This window comes from Ruminococcus sp. NATIVEDY160, assembly GCF_045819885.1.
GTDB lineage: Bacteria > Bacillota > Clostridia > Oscillospirales > Acutalibacteraceae > Ruminococcoides.
Map to the genome: position 1 here is coordinate 2148642 of NZ_CP162391.1, position 20287 is coordinate 2168928.

Annotated in this window: 21 protein-coding genes; 5 read left to right on the forward strand and 16 right to left on the reverse strand. The window is 50.6% G+C overall.

Features of this window, described 5'->3' with window-relative positions; all coding sequences use genetic code 11:
• Nucleotides 1-4: 4 nt before the first annotated feature.
• The 6 genes from nadA to AB1I49_RS10605 all read right to left on the reverse strand — a co-directional run bounded on the left by nadA (nt 5) and on the right by AB1I49_RS10605 (nt 6066).
• On the reverse strand, nt 5-922 hold the full coding sequence (gene nadA, locus AB1I49_RS10580) for a quinolinate synthase NadA (RefSeq protein WP_407720953.1): 918 nt from the start codon (nt 920-922) through the stop codon (nt 5-7).
• Between the two features lie 11 nt (nt 923-933).
• Complete coding sequence (locus tag AB1I49_RS10585; protein ID WP_407720954.1) at nt 934-2319, reverse strand: glutamate-cysteine ligase family protein; 1386 nt, start codon at nt 2317-2319, stop codon at nt 934-936.
• A 9-nt stretch (nt 2320-2328) separates the two neighbouring features.
• The gene (locus tag AB1I49_RS10590) at nt 2329-3102 is read right to left on the reverse strand and encodes a class II glutamine amidotransferase (protein ID WP_407720956.1); all 774 of its coding nucleotides are present in this window, start codon (nt 3100-3102) and stop codon (nt 2329-2331) included.
• Nucleotides 3095-4309 carry a glutathione synthase gene (locus AB1I49_RS10595; protein ID WP_407720957.1) on the reverse strand — a complete coding sequence of 405 codons (1215 nt, stop codon included), beginning with the start codon at nt 4307-4309 and terminating at the stop codon, nt 3095-3097. The genes AB1I49_RS10590 and AB1I49_RS10595 overlap by 8 nt, the downstream gene beginning before the upstream one ends.
• Before the next feature lie 158 nt (nt 4310-4467).
• Complete coding sequence (nifU, locus tag AB1I49_RS10600) at nt 4468-4857, reverse strand: Fe-S cluster assembly scaffold protein NifU (protein WP_316610802.1); 390 nt, start codon at nt 4855-4857, stop codon at nt 4468-4470.
• 18 nt (nt 4858-4875) lie between these two features.
• Nucleotides 4876-6066 (reverse strand): cysteine desulfurase family protein, encoded by a 1191-nt coding sequence (locus AB1I49_RS10605; protein WP_407720958.1) that lies wholly within the window; start codon nt 6064-6066, stop codon nt 4876-4878.
• A 130-nt stretch (nt 6067-6196) separates the two neighbouring features.
• On the opposite strand from AB1I49_RS10605, the gene AB1I49_RS10610 reads away from it, so the two are divergent.
• The gene (locus AB1I49_RS10610) at nt 6197-6601 is read left to right on the forward strand and encodes an RrF2 family transcriptional regulator (RefSeq protein ID WP_316612280.1); all 405 of its coding nucleotides are present in this window, start codon (nt 6197-6199) and stop codon (nt 6599-6601) included.
• Between the two features lie 44 nt (nt 6602-6645).
• Here AB1I49_RS10610 and AB1I49_RS10615 read toward each other — a convergent pair whose 3' ends face one another.
• Together AB1I49_RS10615 and AB1I49_RS10620 are read right to left on the reverse strand one after the other, a co-directional pair.
• A complete protein-coding gene (locus AB1I49_RS10615; protein ID WP_407720959.1) occupies nt 6646-7710 on the reverse strand; it encodes a linear amide C-N hydrolase in 1065 nt (354 codons plus the stop codon).
• Nucleotides 7711-7722: 12 nt separating this feature from the next.
• Complete coding sequence (locus AB1I49_RS10620) at nt 7723-8772, reverse strand: linear amide C-N hydrolase (protein WP_316610775.1); 1050 nt, start codon at nt 8770-8772, stop codon at nt 7723-7725.
• A gap of 135 nt (nt 8773-8907) precedes the next feature.
• On the opposite strand from AB1I49_RS10620, the gene bcp reads away from it, so the two are divergent.
• Nucleotides 8908-9363, forward strand: a complete 456-nt coding sequence (gene bcp / locus AB1I49_RS10625; RefSeq protein WP_316612278.1) for a thioredoxin-dependent thiol peroxidase — start codon at nt 8908-8910, stop codon at nt 9361-9363.
• A gap of 27 nt (nt 9364-9390) precedes the next feature.
• On the opposite strand, the gene AB1I49_RS10630 is transcribed toward bcp, so the two are convergent.
• Complete coding sequence (locus tag AB1I49_RS10630) at nt 9391-9888, reverse strand: NUDIX hydrolase (protein WP_316612277.1); 498 nt, start codon at nt 9886-9888, stop codon at nt 9391-9393.
• A gap of 130 nt (nt 9889-10018) precedes the next feature.
• On the opposite strand from AB1I49_RS10630, the gene AB1I49_RS10635 reads away from it, so the two are divergent.
• Complete coding sequence (locus AB1I49_RS10635; protein WP_316610780.1) at nt 10019-10888, forward strand: deoxyribonuclease IV; 870 nt, start codon at nt 10019-10021, stop codon at nt 10886-10888.
• A 71-nt stretch (nt 10889-10959) separates the two neighbouring features.
• On the opposite strand, the gene AB1I49_RS10640 is transcribed toward AB1I49_RS10635, so the two are convergent.
• Nucleotides 10960-11517, reverse strand: a complete 558-nt coding sequence (locus tag AB1I49_RS10640; RefSeq protein WP_316610772.1) for a TetR/AcrR family transcriptional regulator — start codon at nt 11515-11517, stop codon at nt 10960-10962.
• A 657-nt stretch (nt 11518-12174) separates the two neighbouring features.
• On the opposite strand from AB1I49_RS10640, the gene AB1I49_RS10645 reads away from it, so the two are divergent.
• Nucleotides 12175-13182, forward strand: a complete 1008-nt coding sequence (locus AB1I49_RS10645; RefSeq protein WP_316612273.1) for a serine hydrolase domain-containing protein — start codon at nt 12175-12177, stop codon at nt 13180-13182.
• 109 nt (nt 13183-13291) lie between these two features.
• Here the strand turns inward: AB1I49_RS10645 and AB1I49_RS10650 are convergent, their stop codons facing one another.
• Complete coding sequence (locus AB1I49_RS10650) at nt 13292-13951, reverse strand: hypothetical protein (RefSeq protein ID WP_407720960.1); 660 nt, start codon at nt 13949-13951, stop codon at nt 13292-13294.
• Between the two features lie 271 nt (nt 13952-14222).
• Between AB1I49_RS10650 and AB1I49_RS10655 the strand changes: the two genes are divergently transcribed.
• On the forward strand, nt 14223-14510 hold the full coding sequence (locus tag AB1I49_RS10655; protein ID WP_407720961.1) for an acylphosphatase: 288 nt from the start codon (nt 14223-14225) through the stop codon (nt 14508-14510).
• 53 nt (nt 14511-14563) lie between these two features.
• Here the strand turns inward: AB1I49_RS10655 and AB1I49_RS10660 are convergent, their stop codons facing one another.
• The 5 genes from AB1I49_RS10660 to AB1I49_RS10680 all read right to left on the reverse strand — a co-directional run bounded on the left by AB1I49_RS10660 (nt 14564) and on the right by AB1I49_RS10680 (nt 20277).
• The gene (locus tag AB1I49_RS10660; RefSeq protein ID WP_407720962.1) at nt 14564-15457 is read right to left on the reverse strand and encodes a CPBP family intramembrane glutamic endopeptidase; all 894 of its coding nucleotides are present in this window, start codon (nt 15455-15457) and stop codon (nt 14564-14566) included.
• A gap of 143 nt (nt 15458-15600) precedes the next feature.
• Nucleotides 15601-16221: a hypothetical protein gene (locus tag AB1I49_RS10665; RefSeq protein WP_407720963.1), complete on the reverse strand. Its 621-nt coding sequence runs from the start codon at nt 16219-16221 to the stop codon at nt 15601-15603.
• A 16-nt stretch (nt 16222-16237) separates the two neighbouring features.
• Nucleotides 16238-17398 (reverse strand): hypothetical protein, encoded by a 1161-nt coding sequence (locus tag AB1I49_RS10670; protein WP_407720964.1) that lies wholly within the window; start codon nt 17396-17398, stop codon nt 16238-16240.
• An 18-nt stretch (nt 17399-17416) separates the two neighbouring features.
• A complete protein-coding gene (locus tag AB1I49_RS10675) occupies nt 17417-19051 on the reverse strand; it encodes an MBOAT family O-acyltransferase (RefSeq protein ID WP_407720965.1) in 1635 nt (544 codons plus the stop codon).
• A 131-nt stretch (nt 19052-19182) separates the two neighbouring features.
• Complete coding sequence (locus AB1I49_RS10680) at nt 19183-20277, reverse strand: serine hydrolase domain-containing protein (RefSeq protein WP_201426637.1); 1095 nt, start codon at nt 20275-20277, stop codon at nt 19183-19185.
• Nucleotides 20278-20287 lie beyond the last annotated feature (10 nt).

Sequence of the window (20287 nt, forward strand, 5' to 3'; positions counted from 1 at the left end):
CTCCTCAGCTTCCGAGACGTATCATCTCGTCAATGCACCTTCTCGCCTTTGTGATCGTATCGCTGTCGAGAAGGATTTCCTCACCGCCCTTGCCGGCGACACAGTTGTATAGGTCGACAAGGGTCGTCGATTTCATATTCGGGCAAATCAGCTTTTGCGTCAGGTAGTAGAACCGCTTGTCGGGACAGCGGTACTGCAAATGCTCCTGAATGCTTATCTCGGTACCGATGATGAACTCGGTCTTGCCGGAGTTTATCGCGTAGTTCATGATGCCCGATGTCGAGCCGATGTAGTCCGCCTCGGCGCAGACTCTCGGTGTGCATTCGGGGTGAACGAGCAGCTCCGCGTCCGGGTGAAGCGCCTTCGCTTTCTTTACATCGTCGGTATTGACGCAGGCATGTATCGGACAGCCGCCCGATACGAGCTTGAACTCCTTCTCGGGGATCTGAGCCGCAACGTAAGCGCCGAGGTTGCAGTCGGGAATAAAGAGTATCTTGTCGTTATCAATCTTGCGGCAGATCTCGACCGCCGAGGACGAGGTCACGCACACGTCGCAGACTGTCTTGAGGTCTGCGGTGGTGTTGATGTAGGCGACAACGGTGTAACCGGGCAGACGCTCCTTCATCTGCTCGATAAGCTCTCTGTCCATCTGGTCAGCCATAGAGCAGCCCGCGTCTGGGTTCGGCAGATATACGCGCTTGTCGGGAGAAAGCAGCTTGCAGGTCTCCGCCATAAAGCGCACACCGCTCATAACGATATTTTTATTGCCGACCTTGCTCGCGTCGACGCTGAGCTTGTAGCTGTCGCCCGTGAAGTCCGCGACCTCAAGTATCTCCTTCGCCTGATAGCTGTGGGCAAGGATACAGATGTCCTTCTCCTTTTTCAGCCTGATTATCTCGTTCTGAATATCGCTGATGTTCATATTATTCTCCTTTACGCTTCGGCGTAGCTCTTTACGATACTGTATATGCCCTCGCCGTTTTTGAGGCGGTCGAGCATGGTTTTTGCGGGATTTGTGCGGTTTTTCACGCGCTCAAAGAGCGGCTCAAGGTATTTTTCCTCACCCTGACCTCTCTGTGCAAGCCCCTCAAAGCTCAGCTCGAGAACCTTTCGCGCCAGGTCGTAAACGCCGTCAGGGTCGACGTACTTCGGCAAATCCCTGTGAACGAGCTGATGACGCAGCTCGGCGGCATTGTAGCCGTTGTGGTAGATGGAATTATCAGCCTCGATCAGCTTTTTAAGCCGCTCTGTCCTGTCCATTAGTCCGAGGTGGAAGGCGGCGACCGTCATAACGTCGCCTATGGGCTGACAGCACGAGCTGCGGAACTCGATCGTGCCGCGGTAGGTCAGATCCTCGAACTTGAAGGTGCGCAGGTAAGAGATATCTTCAGGCTGCGGCGAGAACTTCATCTGATACGCCTTGCCGTTCTCGGTGTACTCGCCCGTCAGACTGTCGAGGGTAAAATACTCGAGAATGTTCACGGGCGGGAAGTTGAGGTACTTACCCTCGCGCTCGACGCAGTAAATGCTCGCGGTGGAGATGTAGCTGAGCAAATCCTCGACGGAGTTGATGTCGCAGTCATACATGCCGACGTTGTGCTGGTTAACGCCGTGGGTGCTGTTCTCCCAGAGCATATCGCGGCAGCAGAGCAGATCCTCGTTCTCGCCGAGCAGGACAGAGTTCGAGAAAATCAGCGCCTTAACAGGCTCGAGCTTGTTGAAGGTGTCGACGACCTCGGGCAGCCTTTCGCGGGTGACGTCGAGCTGCACCTGAGATGCGCTCGAGAACATTCCGAACTGCGGATAGCGGTGAAAGAACATAGGGATATAGAAATACTTCGAGAAGGACGACAGGTGGTTGAAGAGCATCTTGTACCTGCCGTTCTCGATCGGAAGGTTGTGGTTAACGCCGCGGTTAGGGTTTATGCCCATGCCCGTCAGCGTGTAGTTGAACTTTTTGAAAAACTCCTGAACAAAGCCGTAGTAGGTCTTGAAGCGGTCATGAATAGTATACAGGTTCTTCTCTTTGCCGAACGAGAACTCCATGTTGTTGTAGGAGCAGTCGTAGGAAAAAACGTCGCCGTTCTCACTGTTTACGGCGGAGTAGATGTGACCCTCCTCGTCAAAGCTCGTCGCGGTGAAATCAAACTCCCTGAGGAACGCGGCGGTCAGCAGGTGAACCGTGTCAAAATCCACCGCCTCTCCGTTCAGATTGACGATCGGCATTTCTATCTCAACGCCGATAAAGCTGTCCTTTTTGTCCTCGGTCGGCCTGATGTAGCGGTCATAAAGACGGCTGATTACTTCTTCTCTTGTCATGGTATCACCTTACAGATTAGCAAATATCTGATAAATAAGCTTCATAGCTTCTTCGCTCTCGATATATTCATGGTTGTGTACAGTGCCCGCCTTGATCAGCCTGCCCTTGTTAAAGGCGAGCAGCTGAGAAAACGGAAGCGGCTGCCAGTTCGCGTCGCTGAGCGGTCTTGTCGCAATGAGAGTCACGCCGTTCTTTTGGAGATAATGCAGCGTGCCCTTGCAGTTTGTGTGGGCATAGAGATATTTTCCGTCGGAAAACAGGAGGTTCAGCTTGTTGTTCGGAGCCATCTCGCAGACGATCTTGTCGAACAGCTCAAACCTCTCCTCAAAGTGCAGCCTTGTGCCTGCCTTAGTCTGAGCCTCGTTTAGCTTATCCATCAGGTAGAGGAATATCCTCTCGCTGTCGGTATCGCCCTTTTGCTTTTTGACGTACGGATTCAGCGGTGCAAAATCAAAAATCGTGCCGTTGTGAATCAGCGTCCAACGTCTGCCCGTGCTGTCCTTACCCGTAAAGGGGTGGCAGTTCTTGTACTCCACATTTCCGATTGTGGCGTAGCGGATATGGGCGAGCAGGATTTTCGCGGTTATCGGCTGCGAAAGCCGCTCACGCAGGTAGTTGCTGCACGACGCCTTGATGCTCTCCTTTTCGACGAGCGCGCCGTTTCGCGAAATGCATGCAAGTCCCCAGCCGTGAGGGTGGAAATCGCTGTGGCTGTAGAAGGTTCTGAGGTAGTCGTTGGCGGTAAAATCATTCAGCGAGGAAACGCCGAAAATCTCACACATCGCTCTCACCTCTTTGGTACTTCCGCGCGAGAGCAAGACCCTTGTTCATATAATCGCCGCCGAATTCGCGGCTGATGATCTCAGGATAGCCGCCGTCGCTGAGCTTTTCGAGCTGTCTTTCTACAACGGAGATATACTCCGGCAGATAGCGCTCGGTGAAGGTCTTGATTTTTTCAAGCTCCTCCTTGGCTCTGAGCTTATATTCCGCGCTGCCGAAAACCGCCGCTTTTTTGATATCCGCGATCGCCGCGGTCTGAGTGTCTTTGTCAAAATCAAAATCGGGCAGGCTCGAAAGATACAGCATCAAAACATGGATAAAGCGGATATCCTCCGCGAAGATTCCCGCGCGAGTGAGAGGATTAACGTCGAGTACTCTCAGCTCGATGTGATTTATTCCGTTTTGCAGCAGCGTCTCAAGGCTGTTTGCTCCGCGCGGCTTTACCCTGACGGGATAGTACAGCTCGGACGCCGCCTTAAGCTTGCCGCTCTCGATGTAGCGCGCGATGCTGACGATGTAATTTTTCAGGCTTGTGTAGTCGAGGATCGGAGTGAAGGTATTCCAGTAGCCGTGCTCCGAGCAGCGGATCGAGGAATAGAGATCGCTCTTTATCCCGAGCGAGTTGTCAGCCACGGGGCTTGCTGCGGTCAGGAAAACCACCAGCCAGGCATACTGCGTCAGACGCTTCGAGAGCCGCAGGTAAAGGTCGTTTTTGAACGCGGTAAAAATCTTCTCTCCGCTTTGCTCAAATGCCGTATGCAAAAGCCCGTTTGAAAACGAGAAATTCAGGTGGATGCCCGAAAAGAGCATCTTTTTCTTGCCGTATTTTTCGGCGAGGTAGTAGCGGTAGAGCGACTTGCTGCGCAGGCTGCCGCGGAAGTCCGCCACGGGAATCTCGTTCTCACTTCCGAACCTCGGCGGATTCGAAAACGGCCAGAGATATTCGTTATTTTTTACAAGCTCCGCGTCAATCTCGTTTTCCAGCTCCAGAAGCTGCCCGATCAGCTCCTCGGGCGTATTGAACACATCGCCGATTATCTCAACCTGGTTCTCGCAGAAGTCGCGGTCGATGTTTCTGTGCTCGCCGAAAGGGTGCTTCGTCTGAGCGAGCGCGCCGTCTGAGGTGACGCGCAGACTCTCCCTCTCGATGCCGAACTCCGCTTCGCCGAGGTGTGATTTTATATATTTATTATCGAGGTCAAAAAGCATCGCTTTTCCTCCCAAATAGCATTATTTACTTAACCTATTGTGTTAATAGGTATTATATCAAAAATCAATATGTGTGTCAATAGAATAAGGCAATAAAAACACCTGTCGGCAGCCCTCTCTCCGGGTTGTCAATACCGACAGGTGATTTCGTTGCATTATCAGTTTTGGCTTGTATTTTCTTGCTTTGACTTATAGTCCTCAAGCGCCTTCTGAATAGCCTCTTCAGCAAGCACGGAACAGTGCATCTTGTAATCCGGGAGTCCGTCAAGAGCCTCAGCCACCGCCTTGTTGGTGAGCTTGAGCGCATCTTCTACGGGCTGACCCTTGATAAGCTCCGTTGCCATCGAGCTCGACGCAATCGCGCTCGCGCAGCCGAAGGTTTCGAATTTTACGTCGGTGATGATATCGTCGTCAATTTTGAGGTACATCTTCATGATGTCGCCGCACTTAGCGTTGCCGACTTCGCCTACGCCGTCTGCGTCCTCGATAACGCCGACGTTGCGCGGCTGTAAGAAGTGCTCCATTACTTTATCGCTGTATAATGCCATGATTATTTCCTCCCTTGCTTACTTCAAGATGAATTCTCTTTTGCCCGTGACAAGATCGCGCCATACGGGCGAAAAGCTTCTCAGGTGCGCGACCACCTCTTTCACCGCTTCGATGATGTAGTCCGCCTCTTCTGTTGTCGCGTTTTCCTCAAGGCTCAGCCTCAGCGAGCCGTGGGCAACGTCGTGAATACGTCCGATCGCGAGCAGTACGTGGCTGGGGTCGAGCGAGCCCGAGGTGCAGGCGCTGCCCGAGGACGCGCTGATACCCTTGCGGTCAAGAAGAATCAAGAGCGACTCTCCTTCGATGCCCTCAAAGCAGAAGTTTACGTTGCTGTAGATTCGCTGCTCTGGGTCGCCGTTGAGCGCACTGTGCGGTATTTCGGACAGTCCCCTGATAAGATAATCCCTAACCTTTGTCAGACGCTCCTTATCGCCTTCCATATTCGCGACAGACTCCTTAAGCGCCGTCGCCATAGCCGCGATTCCCGCTACGTTTTCGGTACCCGCACGCTTGCCTCTCTCCTGAGCGCCGCCCTCGATGATGTTGCTCAGCACTATGCCCTTTTTCGCATAAAGAAAGCCTACGCCCTTGGGGCCGTGGAATTTGTGAGCGGAAGCTGAGAGCATATCGATTTGCTGCGCCTTAACGTCAATCGGCAGGTGTCCGACCGCCTGGACAGCGTCAGTGTGGAATATAACTCCCTTTGCTCTGCAAACCGCGCCGATTTCCGCGATAGGTTGGATAGTACCGATTTCGTTGTTTACTGTCATAACGGTGACGAGGATTGTTTCGTCCTTTATAGCCGCCTCGAGTTCTTTTACATCGACGACTCCGTTCTCGTGAACAGGCAGAAGTGTGATTTCAAAGCCCTGCTTTTCGAGCTTTTTGAGTGTATGGAGCACGGCGTGGTGCTCAAACGCGGTGGAAATAATATGAGTTTTTCCCTTTTTCCTGCCGATATTCGCCGCTGAAATTATCGCCTGGTTGTCCGCCTCGCTGCCGCCCGAGGTAAATATAATTTCTCTGGGCTCGGCATTGATGATCTTCGCGATTTCCTCGCGGGTCTCCTCAAGGCGTTCCTTTGCCTTTTGTCCAAGCGTGTACAGACTCGACGGGTTGCCGTACACGTTGTTCATACAATCCAGCATTGTATCTATCGCCGCCCGGCTCATTTTTGTGGTCGCGGCGTTGTCTGCATAAATCTTCATTATGGCTCCTCCTTACTTGTCTGACTGAATTATACACCTATTTACCTACTATGTCAATAGGTAAATATTCAAAAACCACTTGATTTACCCACTTAACCTGTGGTACAATGGGTAAGAAGGAGTGACAGCCATGATTTCAACGAAGGGAAGATATGCTCTGAGGGTAATGATGGACCTCGCGGAGCAAAACAGTGACAGCTATATTCCGCTCAAGGAGATCGCCGAGCGTCAGGGCATTTCAAAGAAATACCTCGAAATGATAGTAAAGGAGCTCGTCAGTGCAAAGCTGCTCATAGGCGTGAGCGGCAAGGGCGGCGGCTACAAGCTCTCGCGCAAGCCCGAGGAATATTCCGTAGGTGAGATACTGACCGTCACCGAGGGCACTCTCGCTGTTGTCGCCTGTCTGTCAGAGAGCGCGGAACACTGTCCGAGAGCAGAGGGCTGCGCGACATTACCCATGTGGTCTGAGCTGAATCAGATGATACACGACTTTTTTTACTCCAAAAAGCTGACGGACTTAGTTGAACAAAAATAAACAGCGGCAGACCCCGAGAGGACGTGAGGTCTGCCGCTGTTTGCTTAGAAGTCTTTTATTTCAAGGTGATACACGTTGTCAAAGTCCATGTCGACGGAAATGTCCATCGAAAAATCTGTCAGGTGGTACACGATCGACCACTCGGTGTGGATATTGTTGTCGTATTCCTGCTTGACCGCCTCGAGCATATCCATCGCGTCGCCGGGAGTATTCTCGGGGTGTTTTTCTAGCGTGTCGTGAAGAATGTCGAACCTCTCGCACATACCCGTCGGATCGTCCTGAGCCAGCTTTGACGAGAGCCTGAAATTGGTGCAGATGGGGCTTTTGACGACCTTCATCTGACCCTTGTGCCACTCGATAACTGCGCCGTCACCGCTCGCGTCGCCTACGAATAGGTGCTGAGTCCAGCCGTGACCCGTGTGAATATCGTAGTTCCTGAGCAGCTCAATTGCTTCGTCAACCGTCGCGGCTCTGTCGATCAACAATCTGACAGCCATAGTTACGGTCAGGTCGCGGTTGCCCGTTTCCATGTGGGTTTCGCCCATGCTGAGATCAAGCAGAGCCGTAAACAAGCTCTTCTCGTTCATGCCGTCAACCGCGATATACGGCGTGGCTAACAATGCCGCTCTGCCCTCAAGGCTCGTGGTCGGATACGCGTTGTCCGCACCCACATTCAGCATATCGGTCGACACGGTAGCGATTGAAGCGTAGCCGTCGCTAGGGTGGGTGTAAACGCAGAGCGTATCGGTGCCGCCCAAACCGAAGCTGCGGCCTCCGAGGTACTTGCCGTCGGGCGTTTTTGTGACGAAGGCGCTGCAGGCGTATTTCTCGAGGTTAGCGTCAACCTGATAGCCGAAGAACATGTCGTCGCAGATAAATTTGAGAAGATCGCTCTCGCTCTTTATATTCGCGTCGAGCGCCTTGTCGAGGTGATAGTCCTGCTGAAAATTCATCGTGTAGAGGTCGCTGCCGACGTACTTCACGCTCGCCATAGTCGCGATACGTCCGTAGAGGATAAACGCCGCTGCCGCGATTGCCGCAACAAGCACACCCAGAACGCTGAATAGAGTGATCTTTACGATTTTCTTAGCTTTGCTTTTCTTTTTCATTTCGGCACTCTCCTACTTAAAGCTCTCGGGCGTAAGGGTGTATACATTATCAAAACAGAGGTCAACCGCCACGTCGACAGAGAAATCGCTGAGGTTGTAAACGCATGACCACTGAGTCCAGCCGACTCTCGCCATGTCCAGTATTTTCATCGAGTTCTCCTCTGTATTCGCCGGGTTATTTTTAAGGCACCGCTGAATTATGTCGAAACGGTCGCACATCTGCGGATATTCCTCCTCGGGAGTATCCTTGAGCCAGAAGTTTGTGCAGATATCGCTCTCAACCACTGTCATATCATCGTCGCCCCACTCCACGACAACCGCTCTGCCGCTCTTGTCGGAGATAAACATGTGCTGGGTGTTTCCGTCGGCGCAGTGAATGTCGTACTGCTCCAAAAGCGCGGCAGCCTCGTCAACCGTAGCTGCGCGGTCGAGCAGCAGCCGAACCGCAATCGGCATGAACAAGTCGGGCTTGCCGTTGTCCTGATGGATCTCACCCTCGGGCAGATCGAGGAGAGCGATGTTCAGTCCCGCCTCGTTAACGCCGTCGACGCAGAGGTACGGAGCCGCGAGCATCGCGAGCTTTCCCTCAATACTCATGGGAGAAACCGCGTTCGGTCTGCCGACCTTCATAAAGTCGAGCACCGCCATCGAGATTGATGCGTATCCGCCGTATGGCTTTGTGTAGACCGCGAGAGTATCGGTCTGGTCGTAGTCAAAGTTGCGTCCCGCGATAATGTCACCGTCGGGCGATTCCGTCAGAAATGCGCTGCAGGCGTATTTCTCGATGTTGCTGTCGACCTGATAGCCGAAGTACATCTCGTCGCAGATGAATTTAAGCAGACTGCGCTCGTCATCAATTCCCGACTCAAGCGCCTTGTCGAGCTGATAATCGTGTCTGTAGTTTACGGTGTACATACCCTCGCCGAGCTGCTTTACGCTCGATATCGTCGAGACGCGCCCGTAGAGGATATTGCTTATGATGATGAGCGCCGCGGCGATTACGCCGAGAATGCTCAGAACCGTTATTTTTATTGCTTTCCTTGCCTTGCTTGTTTTCTTCATTGTCATCACCCGTGTATAATCATAGCGCGGTCATCTAAAGATTATCTGAAGAAAATTCATTTACTCAAAAAATTTTTCAGGGTGGAAAAACTCTCCGCCTTGTGGTACAATAATCATATATTTGGAGGTGATCAAATGTTAGCGATCGGAACACAGGCTCCGGACTTCACTCTTCCCGACCAGAACGGAGAAATGAAGTCGCTCGAGGATTTCAGAGGTAAGAAGGTTATTCTGTATTTTTATCCGAAGGACATGACCGCGGGCTGTACAAAGCAGGCGTGCGCGTTCGGCGAGCTTTATCCTCAGTTCCGCGAAAAAGGCGCGGTTGTACTCGGCGTGAGCAAGGACACCGTTGCCTCTCACAAGCGCTTTGAGGAAAAGTACGGTCTGCCGTTCACACTTCTCTCCGACACCGAAAAGACCGTGATTCAGGCATACGATGTGTGGAAGGAAAAGAAGCTCTACGGCAAGGTCAGCATGGGTCTGGTACGCACCACATATCTCATCGATGAGAACGGCGTGATCGTCAAAGCGTTCGAAAAGGTCAAGGCTGCGGACAACCCCGCTCAGATGCTCGGTGAAATCGAATAAACCCAAAAGTAACGGCAGACACCGGAGTTAACCGACGTCTGCCGTTTTGTTATCTTTGGTAATAAAATGTCTGAATTCTCTGTCCGCGCCGAAATCAACCGTCTTGAAAAATTCGGGATAGATCGTCAAGTCCACGCAGCTGTCGAGGTCGATCCACTTGAGATACTCACCCTTCGGTCCTTGGTCGGTCAGACTGCCGTCGGCGATTTTGAGAAGTCTTTCGTCGGGCTTCACCGTAAAGAAACACGAGATCTCGTGGAACGGAACACCGTCGTCATCGGTAAAGAAATTCTCGTGGATACAGGCAAGGCGGTCGATCTCGCAGTCAATGCCAGTTTCTTCCATCAACTCACGCTTCACGGCGTCCTCAAGGCTCTCTCCGAACTTAACTCTGCCGCCGACGGAGTAGTAATACTCGCGCTTGTCATTTGGATTTTTCGCCATCAGAACCCTCCTGCCGTCAGTGATGATAATGCCGACGCGGAAGTTGAAATTACCGAGCTCCGTATTGAATGTGCAGTCCATATTATCCCTCCTGAAAATAAAATGCGGTCAAAATTATATCACCGCAAAGGCTCTTTGTCAAGTGAAATATCCTTGACCTCCGGCAAAATCCGTTGTATTATGAAACAAGCAAAAAGGACAGGTGAATTACATGATTTACATAGGCAACCACGTTTCGGTATCAAAGGGCTACCTCGCCATGGGCAGGCACGAATCCTCACTCGGCGGCAACACCTTCGCGTTCTTTCCGCGCAACCCTCGGGGCGGCAGGTCAAAGGACACATCTCCCGGGGATATCGCTTCGCTCAGGCAGTATCTTTCCGACAATAATTTCGGCAAGCTCGTTGTGCACGGCGCGTACACGATGAACATCTGTGCCGCAAAGGAAGAAGTCCGCGCAAATTCTCGTGAAATGCTCCGCGACGATTTGTTGAAGCTCCAAACACTCCCGGGGAATTTCTATAACTTCCACCCGGGCTGTCACGTCGGTCAGGGAATTGAAACCGCCGTCGGACAGATCGCCGAAGCTCTCGCCGATTTGATCCGTGAGGTTGAAGAAGCAAGTCAAAGTCCTCTGCAAAACAAAATCCTGCTCGAGACTATGGCGGGCAAAGGCAGCGAGGTCGGCGGCAGCTTTGAGCAGCTGCGCGAGATCATCGACCGCGCCGCCGCGCTCGGTGGTGATGATTTGCGCTCAAAGCTCGGGGTTTGTCTTGACACCTGCCACATCTGGGACGCGGGCTATGACATTCAGGACGACCTCGACGGCGTTTTGCGTGAATTCGACGCGGTGATCGGGCTTGACAATCTTTGCGCCGTACACCTAAACGACAGCAAAAACGAACGCGGCTCGCGCAAGGACCGCCATGAAAAATTAGGTCAGGGCATAATCGGCGCCGACGCCCTGAAAGCGGTTGTCCGTCACCCGCTTTTGCAGGACAGGCCGTTTATCCTCGAAACTCCTAACGACGATACAGGCTACAAGTCCGAAATCGAAACAGTTATCTCATGGATGATATAAAAGGCAGCGGCTCAGGCAGATATCGCACTGAGCCGCTGTTTGTATTTACCAAATATGTGAGTTAATATCCGTCAACTGATTCTCCCGCAGTTACGCATCATGTTTTCAAACGTACCGTCAAAAATGACGCAGATGCACTTTAGCCTGTCGGAAATCTCGTTATCCATACCGTCGTTCAGCCAATCGATCGCAAATCCGACAAGCAGACTCTTGTAATATAGAAGCACCGCCTCGCGGCATCCGTCAGAGATAGTGTATACAGCCGCATAGAAGTCAATGCAGTTTGACACCGCCCGTTCGGCCATGCGGTCGAGAGAACGCTCAAACGATTCGCGGTTCGCGGAATTGAAGATATGCATCATTGCATTCTTGTTTTCAAGAGCAACACGGACAGCGGCGGTCATACAGCCGCAAATATTTCCGTTTTTTTCGGGTTTGAAAATCGCGTCCGCCTTCTCAATCAATATCTCCTCAAGGAGAGTGGGAATATCGCTGTAGTGGTAGTAAAAGGAGTTGCGGTTGATTCCGCAGTTCGCCACAATCTCCTTAACCGTTATCTTTGAGAGGGGCTTTTGATTGAGGAGCAGCATGAATGATTCCTTAATAGCTTTCCTCGTGTTCGGTTTCATCGTTTCCACCTCGTTTTTACTTTCGTATGCGGAGTAATACCAATCCGGGATCAGTAATATAATTAACGATTTTGACCCATTATAACATATCGAGTGTGCCAAAACCGTGCCAAAACAGCGAAATTTACCTAAATTAACAAAATTGTAATAATTTACCGCAAAATCCGCTTTAAGGATTTCGAACATCTTACGATACTTGCTATTGTTTTTAGTATGACTTATTCTTTTTTAGGTTGTTTTATAATGATTTTAGAATAGTTGTATTTTGCATAGTATAATTTATATATTTCTTAGTATATTCAAAAAGTCATCATTTGTTTTTTCGATAAAATATGGGTTTTTGATTTTATATGTATTAGTAAGTTTTATAAGATTTTATATGATTACAAAACTTTAAATGGACTTCGTCCACGATAGTTAAATTGTCATGTAATCCTTTCGTGTAATATAAGGCTGTGCGGAAAGTTCCGGCATAAACTTCCGCATGGCTGCTGACAATTACGCCTTACAGGCTTTATATATAGATATTATCATTTGGTCATGATATTCTCCTTTCTTTATTCTGATATCGGGCAGTCTCTCAGAGACTGCCCGATGTTTTTTATTGTTTTCTTCAGATAAACTTCAGATTTGCGTATTATAATCAAATTATAAAATATGAGAGGGAACGAAAATCATGAAGAAAGTATTATCGGCAATTCTCGCCGCGGCGTTGATCACGACCTTATTCGCGGCGTGCGGAACAGAAAAGAAGAGAACGAATTTGAGGGCGTGGTTTACGCGGTTGAAAACGGAAAGCCCGTCGCCTCATACGCAAAGGGCACGCTCGAAAACGGCAAGGAAATCACCCTCGACTCACCCATGCCGCTCGGTTCTGTGTCAAAGCAGTTCTGTGCCGCGGCCATTATGCTGCTCCAGGATCAGGGCAAGCTCAGCGTCAGCGACACCCTCGACAAATACTACTCCGACTACGCCGAAGGCAAGAAGCTCAGCCTGCACAACCTTCTATCAATGCGTTCGGGCATTCCCGAGCTGACCGAGGAAAACTCCGACGTGGTAAAAGAGGACGCGACCGAGGAGGAGAATGTTGCTTCCATCAAGAAATGGCTATTCAGCCAGCCGCTCATGTTTGAGCCCGACAGCGAGTTTGTATACACAAACACCAACTTCTTACTCCTCGCCGACATAGTCGAGCAGGTCTCCGGCAAGAAGTACGTTGATTTCCTGCGCGAGAACTTCTTCGAGCCGCTCGGAATGACCCACACGGGCTTCATCATCGAGCTCGGCAGCTCACCCTCATGGGCGCAGGGCAACATCTACAAGCAGGTTGACACTCAGCCCGGACTCACAAAGGGCGCGGGAGATCTGATTTCCAACGCTGCCGACGTCACCGCCTGGATAAACGCGCTGAGCAGCGGCAAGGTGATTTCCGCGGAAGCCTATAAAGCTATGACCACCGACTATTCGCCCGAGGAACACTACGGCTACGGCTTATATCTGCAGCTCGATGGCGGCGTCGGACACTACGGCGCAATTCAGATTTATTCCGCCTTTGACTATGTAAACACCGACAAAAAGCAGACTCTTGTCGTGCTTAGCAATTCGGTTTATCCGCCGAGCATCGCGGGTCTTGCCGCTGATTTTCTGACAGACCTCAACGCTTAAATCGCTGTCAGGATCATTGCGATTTTGAAATGATTAAAAAATCCCCGTTCCTTCACGATGGAGGAACGGGGATTTTTCGCGCAATCATTATACGAGGATATGTATCAAATTACTTGGCAAGCATCTTCTTCGCCTTCGAAAGGAGCGAAAGGTAGAGGAAGTAAGAAACGATTGAAACAACCATACTGATGCAGACGATAACATAAGCGATAACCGCGAGAGCGGGGTTGATGAGTACAAAGGTATAGCTCGCAACACCGATGATAGCGATTACATAAACAGCGATGATAACCTTGAAGAGGGTTCTGCCCTTTTCAGCTACCGCATCGTCGCCGATCTGATCGGCAAGGTTGATAATACCCAGAATTACGTGGCAGGTAACACAGAGGTCAGCAATCTTTGTTAATGTGGTGCAGATGTTATAAATGAAGGTGTTGCTGCTCTGGAAGCATGAACCTACGATGGTTGCGACAACAGCGAGAATAATAAAAGCAAGAGCAGTCTTGAAGCCGTCGTCGTCCTTGCTTGCCTTAACAAGGCCCACGATAGTGAGGATAAAAGCAATCAGAGATACAACTGCTCCGCCGATACTGAATACAAGCGTGCCTGCGCCGAAGCCGAGGGTTGCTCCTGCGTTTTCGTTAGCGGCATTTGCGAGTGTTACCAGACCCATAACAGCAGCGGCGGCAAGCGCTACTGCAGCGATGATTTGGAGGATTTCTGCGGTGAAGAGCTTCTTCACACCATTTTCAGCGTTTGGGAATTTCATCTTTTCATTTCTCCTTTGAAAATATTTTATTTATGAATCCGTACTTTATCTTTTTAACGCGGATTTTCATACTAAAATTATTATTCAAGTTCCGGCAGAATCTGCCCTTACGAATATCAATTATACACTAATAAATTAGGAAACACAAGTGATAATTATGTATTTATTAAACAAGCTTTTCCGTTCCGCCGTTTATGACAACACACTTGATTTGCGCGATATTTCGTTGTATGATTAAAGCAGGAATACAGAAGGAAGGGAAGCGGACATCGTGCTGAAAAAATGGAAAAAGCAGCGTAATTACTACCGCTTTTACGGCGAGGTCCAGGCTGTGGGCTTCCGCTTTACGGCGGCTGCCGCGGCGGAAGAATACGGCGCAACAGGCTGGGTCAGAAACGAGGCTGACGAATCGGTTTCTATGGAACTGCAGGGTACCGAAAAACAGATCCGCAGCGTCCTCGGCGCGATCGAAGGCAACAGCTATATCCGTATTGACCGCGTTGAATCAAAGCCTCTCGCGGTCATTAAGAATGAGCGCGGATTCGAAGTGAAATTTTAAAACCGCCGGCGGTGCGCTTGCCGTCGGCGGTTTGCTCTGACTACACCACTTTTTTATTCCGCGTTCTTTTTGCATTTCAGGAGCAGAACAACCGCAAATATGACAATCGGCAGCCCTGCAAGCAGTCCGACAGGAGCCGAGCCCAGCAGTCTTGCCGTTCCGGTATCGGGTACGGTAATCATAAGCGGAAGCGTTCCCACGGCATTGAACGCGCCGTGGAACAGCGCGGGTATCCAGATACAGCCGCTTTTTTCATACAGCCAATCGCTGATAATGCCCAGGGCGACGGTGATAACACAGAACGCGAGCATTCCCAAAACCGGAAAGCCGAAGTAGTCGCTGCCGTACTCGTAGCCAATCAGCCCGATAAGCGGCCAGTGCCACATACCCCAGATAACGCCGCCGATAATCCAAGCGGTTCTTTTGCTGAACTTTGCTTTGAGCTGCGGATACAGGAATCCGCGCCAGCCCGCTTCCTCACCGACAGCCAAAAAAATATTAATAGCAGGCGCGTAGGTAACAGACGAAGCGACCGTAATCAGGATATAAATCGGATAAGAAATACCCTGCGCCTCAAGCTGAGCGACAGCGTCAACTCCAGCGATGGACGAGAGCGAATTTCCGCTGAGATCCAGATGTGAGGGAAAAAGCAGAAAGTACACCGCCGCGCCGATAGCGGTCAGAACGACAGGAGAAAGCCACGCGATAAGAATTGGCTTCAGATTTCCTCTGAAGCGCGGACTCCAGCCGATATTCCTGAGCTTGTATCCCGATAGCAGCGTTCCCAGAAGCGGCACGAACATCATCGCCATCATCACAAGCTGATACGCGATCGTTAATCCGTTCGCGTACATCACCGCGACAGCCGCCTGTATCAGGTAGGCGATGCCGAACGTCCATATGAGATATCTGAATGTCTGTTTTTTGTTGAAGATTTCTTCCTGCATAATTACTCACCGCTTTGTTATTTCTTAATAATATACCGCAATAAGCAGCTCTGCGATCCCGGCATTTGAACAGGTGCAGGAAGCCATTACTGCGTCGGTGTGCTGATAAAACGGAAAGCACTCTCAGCCGAGAGTTCTTTTCGTTACGCTTTTTCGGAAAGCATGTTCTTTGCTCTGCCGAGATAAATCAAAAATACAAAATACGCGGCAAACTCAAGTACCGAAGAAAAGAGGTCAAATATGTATTCGATTCTGGGAATAAAAACGGGAATGATGTGGAAGATTACCGATACCGCAAACGAGGTCGCGCCGACAAATAGAGCGATCTTACCGTGCAGCATGACGTTTGTGTTTCCCATTTCATCTGCGAAGTCGTATATTCCGAGAATGGTATATACACTGACGATCAGCGACGCGACCGCGTTGATACTCTCAAAGATGTTTCCGAACGTACCGCCCGTCAGGAAGGAAACTATGGAAGCGGCAACGCCTACAAAGACAAAGATGAACGCTGTTCTGAAATAGGGGTCGTCCTTGCGCGCCTGGTTCAGACCTACAAGCTGCATGATAAAGGCGATCAGCGCGGTAAGTCCCACAGCCATCATGGGAATAACAACAAACGGAAGGTAATTGGGATTGGATATTTTTTTGCTGAAAATAATGATGATAATTGACGTGACAAAGGACAGCAGCGTCGAGATGATATTGAGTATTTCAGACGCGAAGAGCTTCTTCACGCCCGCGTATCCTTTTGGAAATCTCATATTGCTCCTCCTTTTGTCATTCGCGGACGATCGTATCGCCCGAGTAATTTTCCAGAGCGTCGAGCGTTATCACGTCTTCCTGAGCGCCGCGCTCTTCTCCGTTGGTCATCAGGTCGTCGCAGTAGCGGTAGAGCTGATTGGTGGTGGTGACGACCTCGTCCCACATTTCCTTCTGCAAATCGGACTGAGGATCGATCTCAAGGCTCTCGCTGTTGACAAGTCCGTCTGCCAGGAAGTCGGTGAACTTGATCGCGCCGTAAACGTTCATATGGTCTTCGTTATAGAAATCGCGGTTGTCGTCGATGCCGATCGCCGCCGTATTGTTTTCAAACGCGTAGTAGCTGAAACCGCGCTCCTTGAGAATGGACGCCATTTTGTTGGAGCGCTTAACGCGGTCATAGGTTTTCTCCGTTACAAAATGCGGCGCGCGCACAAAGATGACGTTGAGATTCTGCTCCTTGCTGTAATCAAGCAAATCGAACAGATTCTGCTGAAGCTCGGGATCGAGATCAAGCTCGCCCGTTTCCTCGCTGAGCTGAGCGTTCAGGCTCGGTGTGTCGGACTTGAAGATCTTCGCGGTGGTGCGGAAGCCCTTGAGGACGTTGTAGCCGCGGACATCAAGTGAGAAGTTGCTCTGCATCATATTCACGCGGTCGGGCAGTTCATTCCACAGTCCGTGGTATTTGATGAGTGGGAAGAAATACTCCCACTTCTGGTCAACGGGGACTTTTTTATTGATATAGTTGAGCTTGTTGATGCTGAACGGCAGATTGTCAAAGAACTTATGGACATGCGCCTCATTGGTTTCGTTGTCGCTGTCGCCGTACAGGAAGGCGTTCGCCTCAATGACAATGAGGCTGGGATGCTGTGTGCGGACGACCTCCTTGACAGCGGTGATTACGCCCTCGGAGGTAATGGATTCCGAAGCCAGAAGGTAGCTCGTAAAGCCATGCTGCTCATATGCTCTGCCGGGCATGAAGCTGGTGTAGATATCGCTCGCGCCGATAAATACAACGTCGAGCGAGTCGCGCTCCTCCTGATAGAAACCCTCAACGCGCAGGCTGTTGTGATCCACATTGCGCAGTAAATACTGCTGCAGCAAAAGACATGATACCATGATCGTCAGGAAGAAGCAGGCAGTTTTTACGGTGCGTGTAACGTAATGTTGAAATTTCATCTTGTTTCCGACCTCCCTTTAAAACTGCATGTATACAAAGTCCGCGGCGTTGTAGCCCGAGCCGTAGATGCCGAAAATAACGACTGTCATGATGCCGAGATAGAGCAGCAAAAAGCGCAGCGCGACCGGCTTGCGGTCAAGCATTGTGCGGATATCTGTATCGAGATGTCTTTCCTGGATAATGCTGGCGATCAGTATGATTATCGCGCCGATAAGCAGGATAATGTAATCCGACGCAACAAGTCCGAGCTTGCTGATTTCTTCTATACCCGCGGAGAAATTTTGTCCCGTAAAGAACAGCTGCAGCGTGCGCATGCCTTCTCCGAACGAGGGCGCTACGTCAAACACATAGCCAACGAGCACAACGAGCAGGGTGCGTACAACCTGGAAGCCGATAAAGAACGGATTCTTGCGGCTGATTCGCAGCTTGTCCACAGCGCCGTCAAAGAGCGGCTGCATGATAATGCTTACCATGATGATAACGCCGTTCCATACGCCGAACGCGACGTATTTCCAGTCCGCGCCGTGCCAGACGCCGACTACAAGGAATACTATCAGCGAGGCTACGCTGGTGGGAAGTACCTTTGCGATATGAGAGCCGGCTGCGGTCTTGCCAAAGCGAGTACCCTTCATCTTCTTGCCCGCGTTGATGAATACATTGGACATCGCGATGGGATAGAACAGGTAATTCTTCAGCCATGCGCCGAGAGAAATATGCCATCTGCGCCAGTACTCGTTGATTGATCTGGAGAAGTACGGACGCTTGAAGTTGTCGATCATGTCGACTCCGAAAATCTGCGCCACACCGCGTGAGATATCGATACCGCCCGAGAAGTCGGCGTAAAGCTGCAAAGCGTAGAGCAGGATCGTAAAGGTCAGAGTGGTGCCGCCAAACTTTGTATAGTCCTTCTCGACCGCGCCGATAAGTATGTACGCTCTGTCGGCGATAACGAGCTTTTTGAAGAAGCCCCAGAGGATAAGCTCCATGCCGTGCTTCATGCGGGTAAAGTCAAATTCGTGCGGCTCAAAGAGTTGAGCGGCAAGCTGGTCGTAGATGCTGATAGGACCCTGGATAATCTGCGGGAAGAAGGACACGAACAGCAGCAGCTTGAAGGGATTGCGCTGAGCGTCGGTTTTCTCGCGATAAACGTCCACGATGTAGCCCATCGACTGGAAGGTGTAGAACGAGATACCCAGCGGCAAAAAGAGCTTGAGCGTCGGTATCGAGAATGAAACGCCGAAGCTGCCGAGCATATCGTTGAGGCTGCCCGCGAAGAAGCCGTAATACTTCAGAAATGCGAGAATGCCGAAGTTGATAACCAGCGCCAGAGTCATGATCAGGCGCTTTTGTATCTTGACCTTATTTTTGTACTTTTTCTTCTGGTCTTTGTCCCATTCCTTTTTCTTTTCCTTCAAGAGCTTTTTGGAATGCGCAGAAACATGCGAAATCCATAGCGCTATCAGGTAAGTGCTCAGGGTGGTGAACAGGATAAAGAATGCATACTTGTAACCCGCCACGGCGTAGAAGAACATACTCGCCGCCAGCAGCACGGTCCACTTATATTTCTTTGCAGGAAATAAAAAGTACACCAGCATAGTTACAAACACAAAGCAGATAAAATTGAGCGTTGTGTAAGAGATGTTGAACAGCAAAATAACAGCCTCCGTTCAGATAAAATATTCTCATTTATTATATCATAAACATTGGCGCAATCCTACTGTTTTTATGGAATTTTTGATTACAATTTAGCAATTTTTGTACCTTTGGTTTAGTCATAAGACGGCTAAATGTCTAAACCGTCGATGAGGTTCCAGCCGATTTCGGAAATATCGATGTTGGGATTGGTATCGTCGTTGGTGACGGCGAAAACATTGAAGCCTGTTTCGGGGGCGGTGTAAATCATCGTCAGATAGGTCGAGAAATAACCCGAGTGGAACAGACCGTCTCCGCAGGGACGGATTCCGAAGCCGTAGTTTTCCTCTTCCTCATCGTCGTCATCGTCCTCGTTTGTATAGTCGGTGGTCATCATGTCAACGCTTTCCTCGTCCAACAGCTCGTGAGTTTTCAGCGAGGTCAGCCAGCGGTCGATATCGCGCGCGTTTGAGATCATGTCGCCAAGTCCCATGGTTACGCCGACGTACACCGTCTGAGGCGTCACGGTAGGCTGCGCCATATCAGGCTGACCGAACAGATCTACGTCGTCGATGAACGTGGTATGAGTCATTCCGAGCGGCTTGAAGATGCGCTCGCGCAGAAACTCGTTGTAGCTCTGACCCGAAACGATCTCGACGATGCGCGCCAGCAGGAAATAATTTGAGTTGGAATACTCAAACGCCGTATCAGGCTCGAATTCCAGCGGCTGGCGCAGGAGCCAGTCCTCCAGTATCTCACGGTTCTCCTCAACGGTATTGTCGTTGGTGATTACTCCGCGAAGCTCGCCCGTCGGAAGCTCGGTAAAGGCGTCGTCGATGTATTCAACGTCATAGAATTCCCTGATACCCGAGCGCATGTCAAGCAGGTGACGGATCGTCAGCTCATTTCCGTATCTGTAGTCCGGGAAGTATTTTGACAGCTTGTCGTCAGCGCTGAGCTGGCCATCCTGGCGCAGCAGAAGGATTGCAGCTGCGGCAAATTGTTTGGATACCGAACCGATACAGAATTTGGTATCGGCAGTGATCTTTTTATTTGAAAATTTATTTTCAGTGCCCTTTGCCGCCTCACAGACAGTCTTTCCGTTCTTCGTCACAAGCACAACGCCGCTGAAGCCTGTGCCCTCAAGCATCGCGTTTAGATACGCCTGCTTTTCGTTTGTCCCGCAAGAGGCAAGCATCGTAATCGCCATTGCGGCAGCAAGCAGCAGGGCTATTGCCCTTTTCATTTTTCATTCC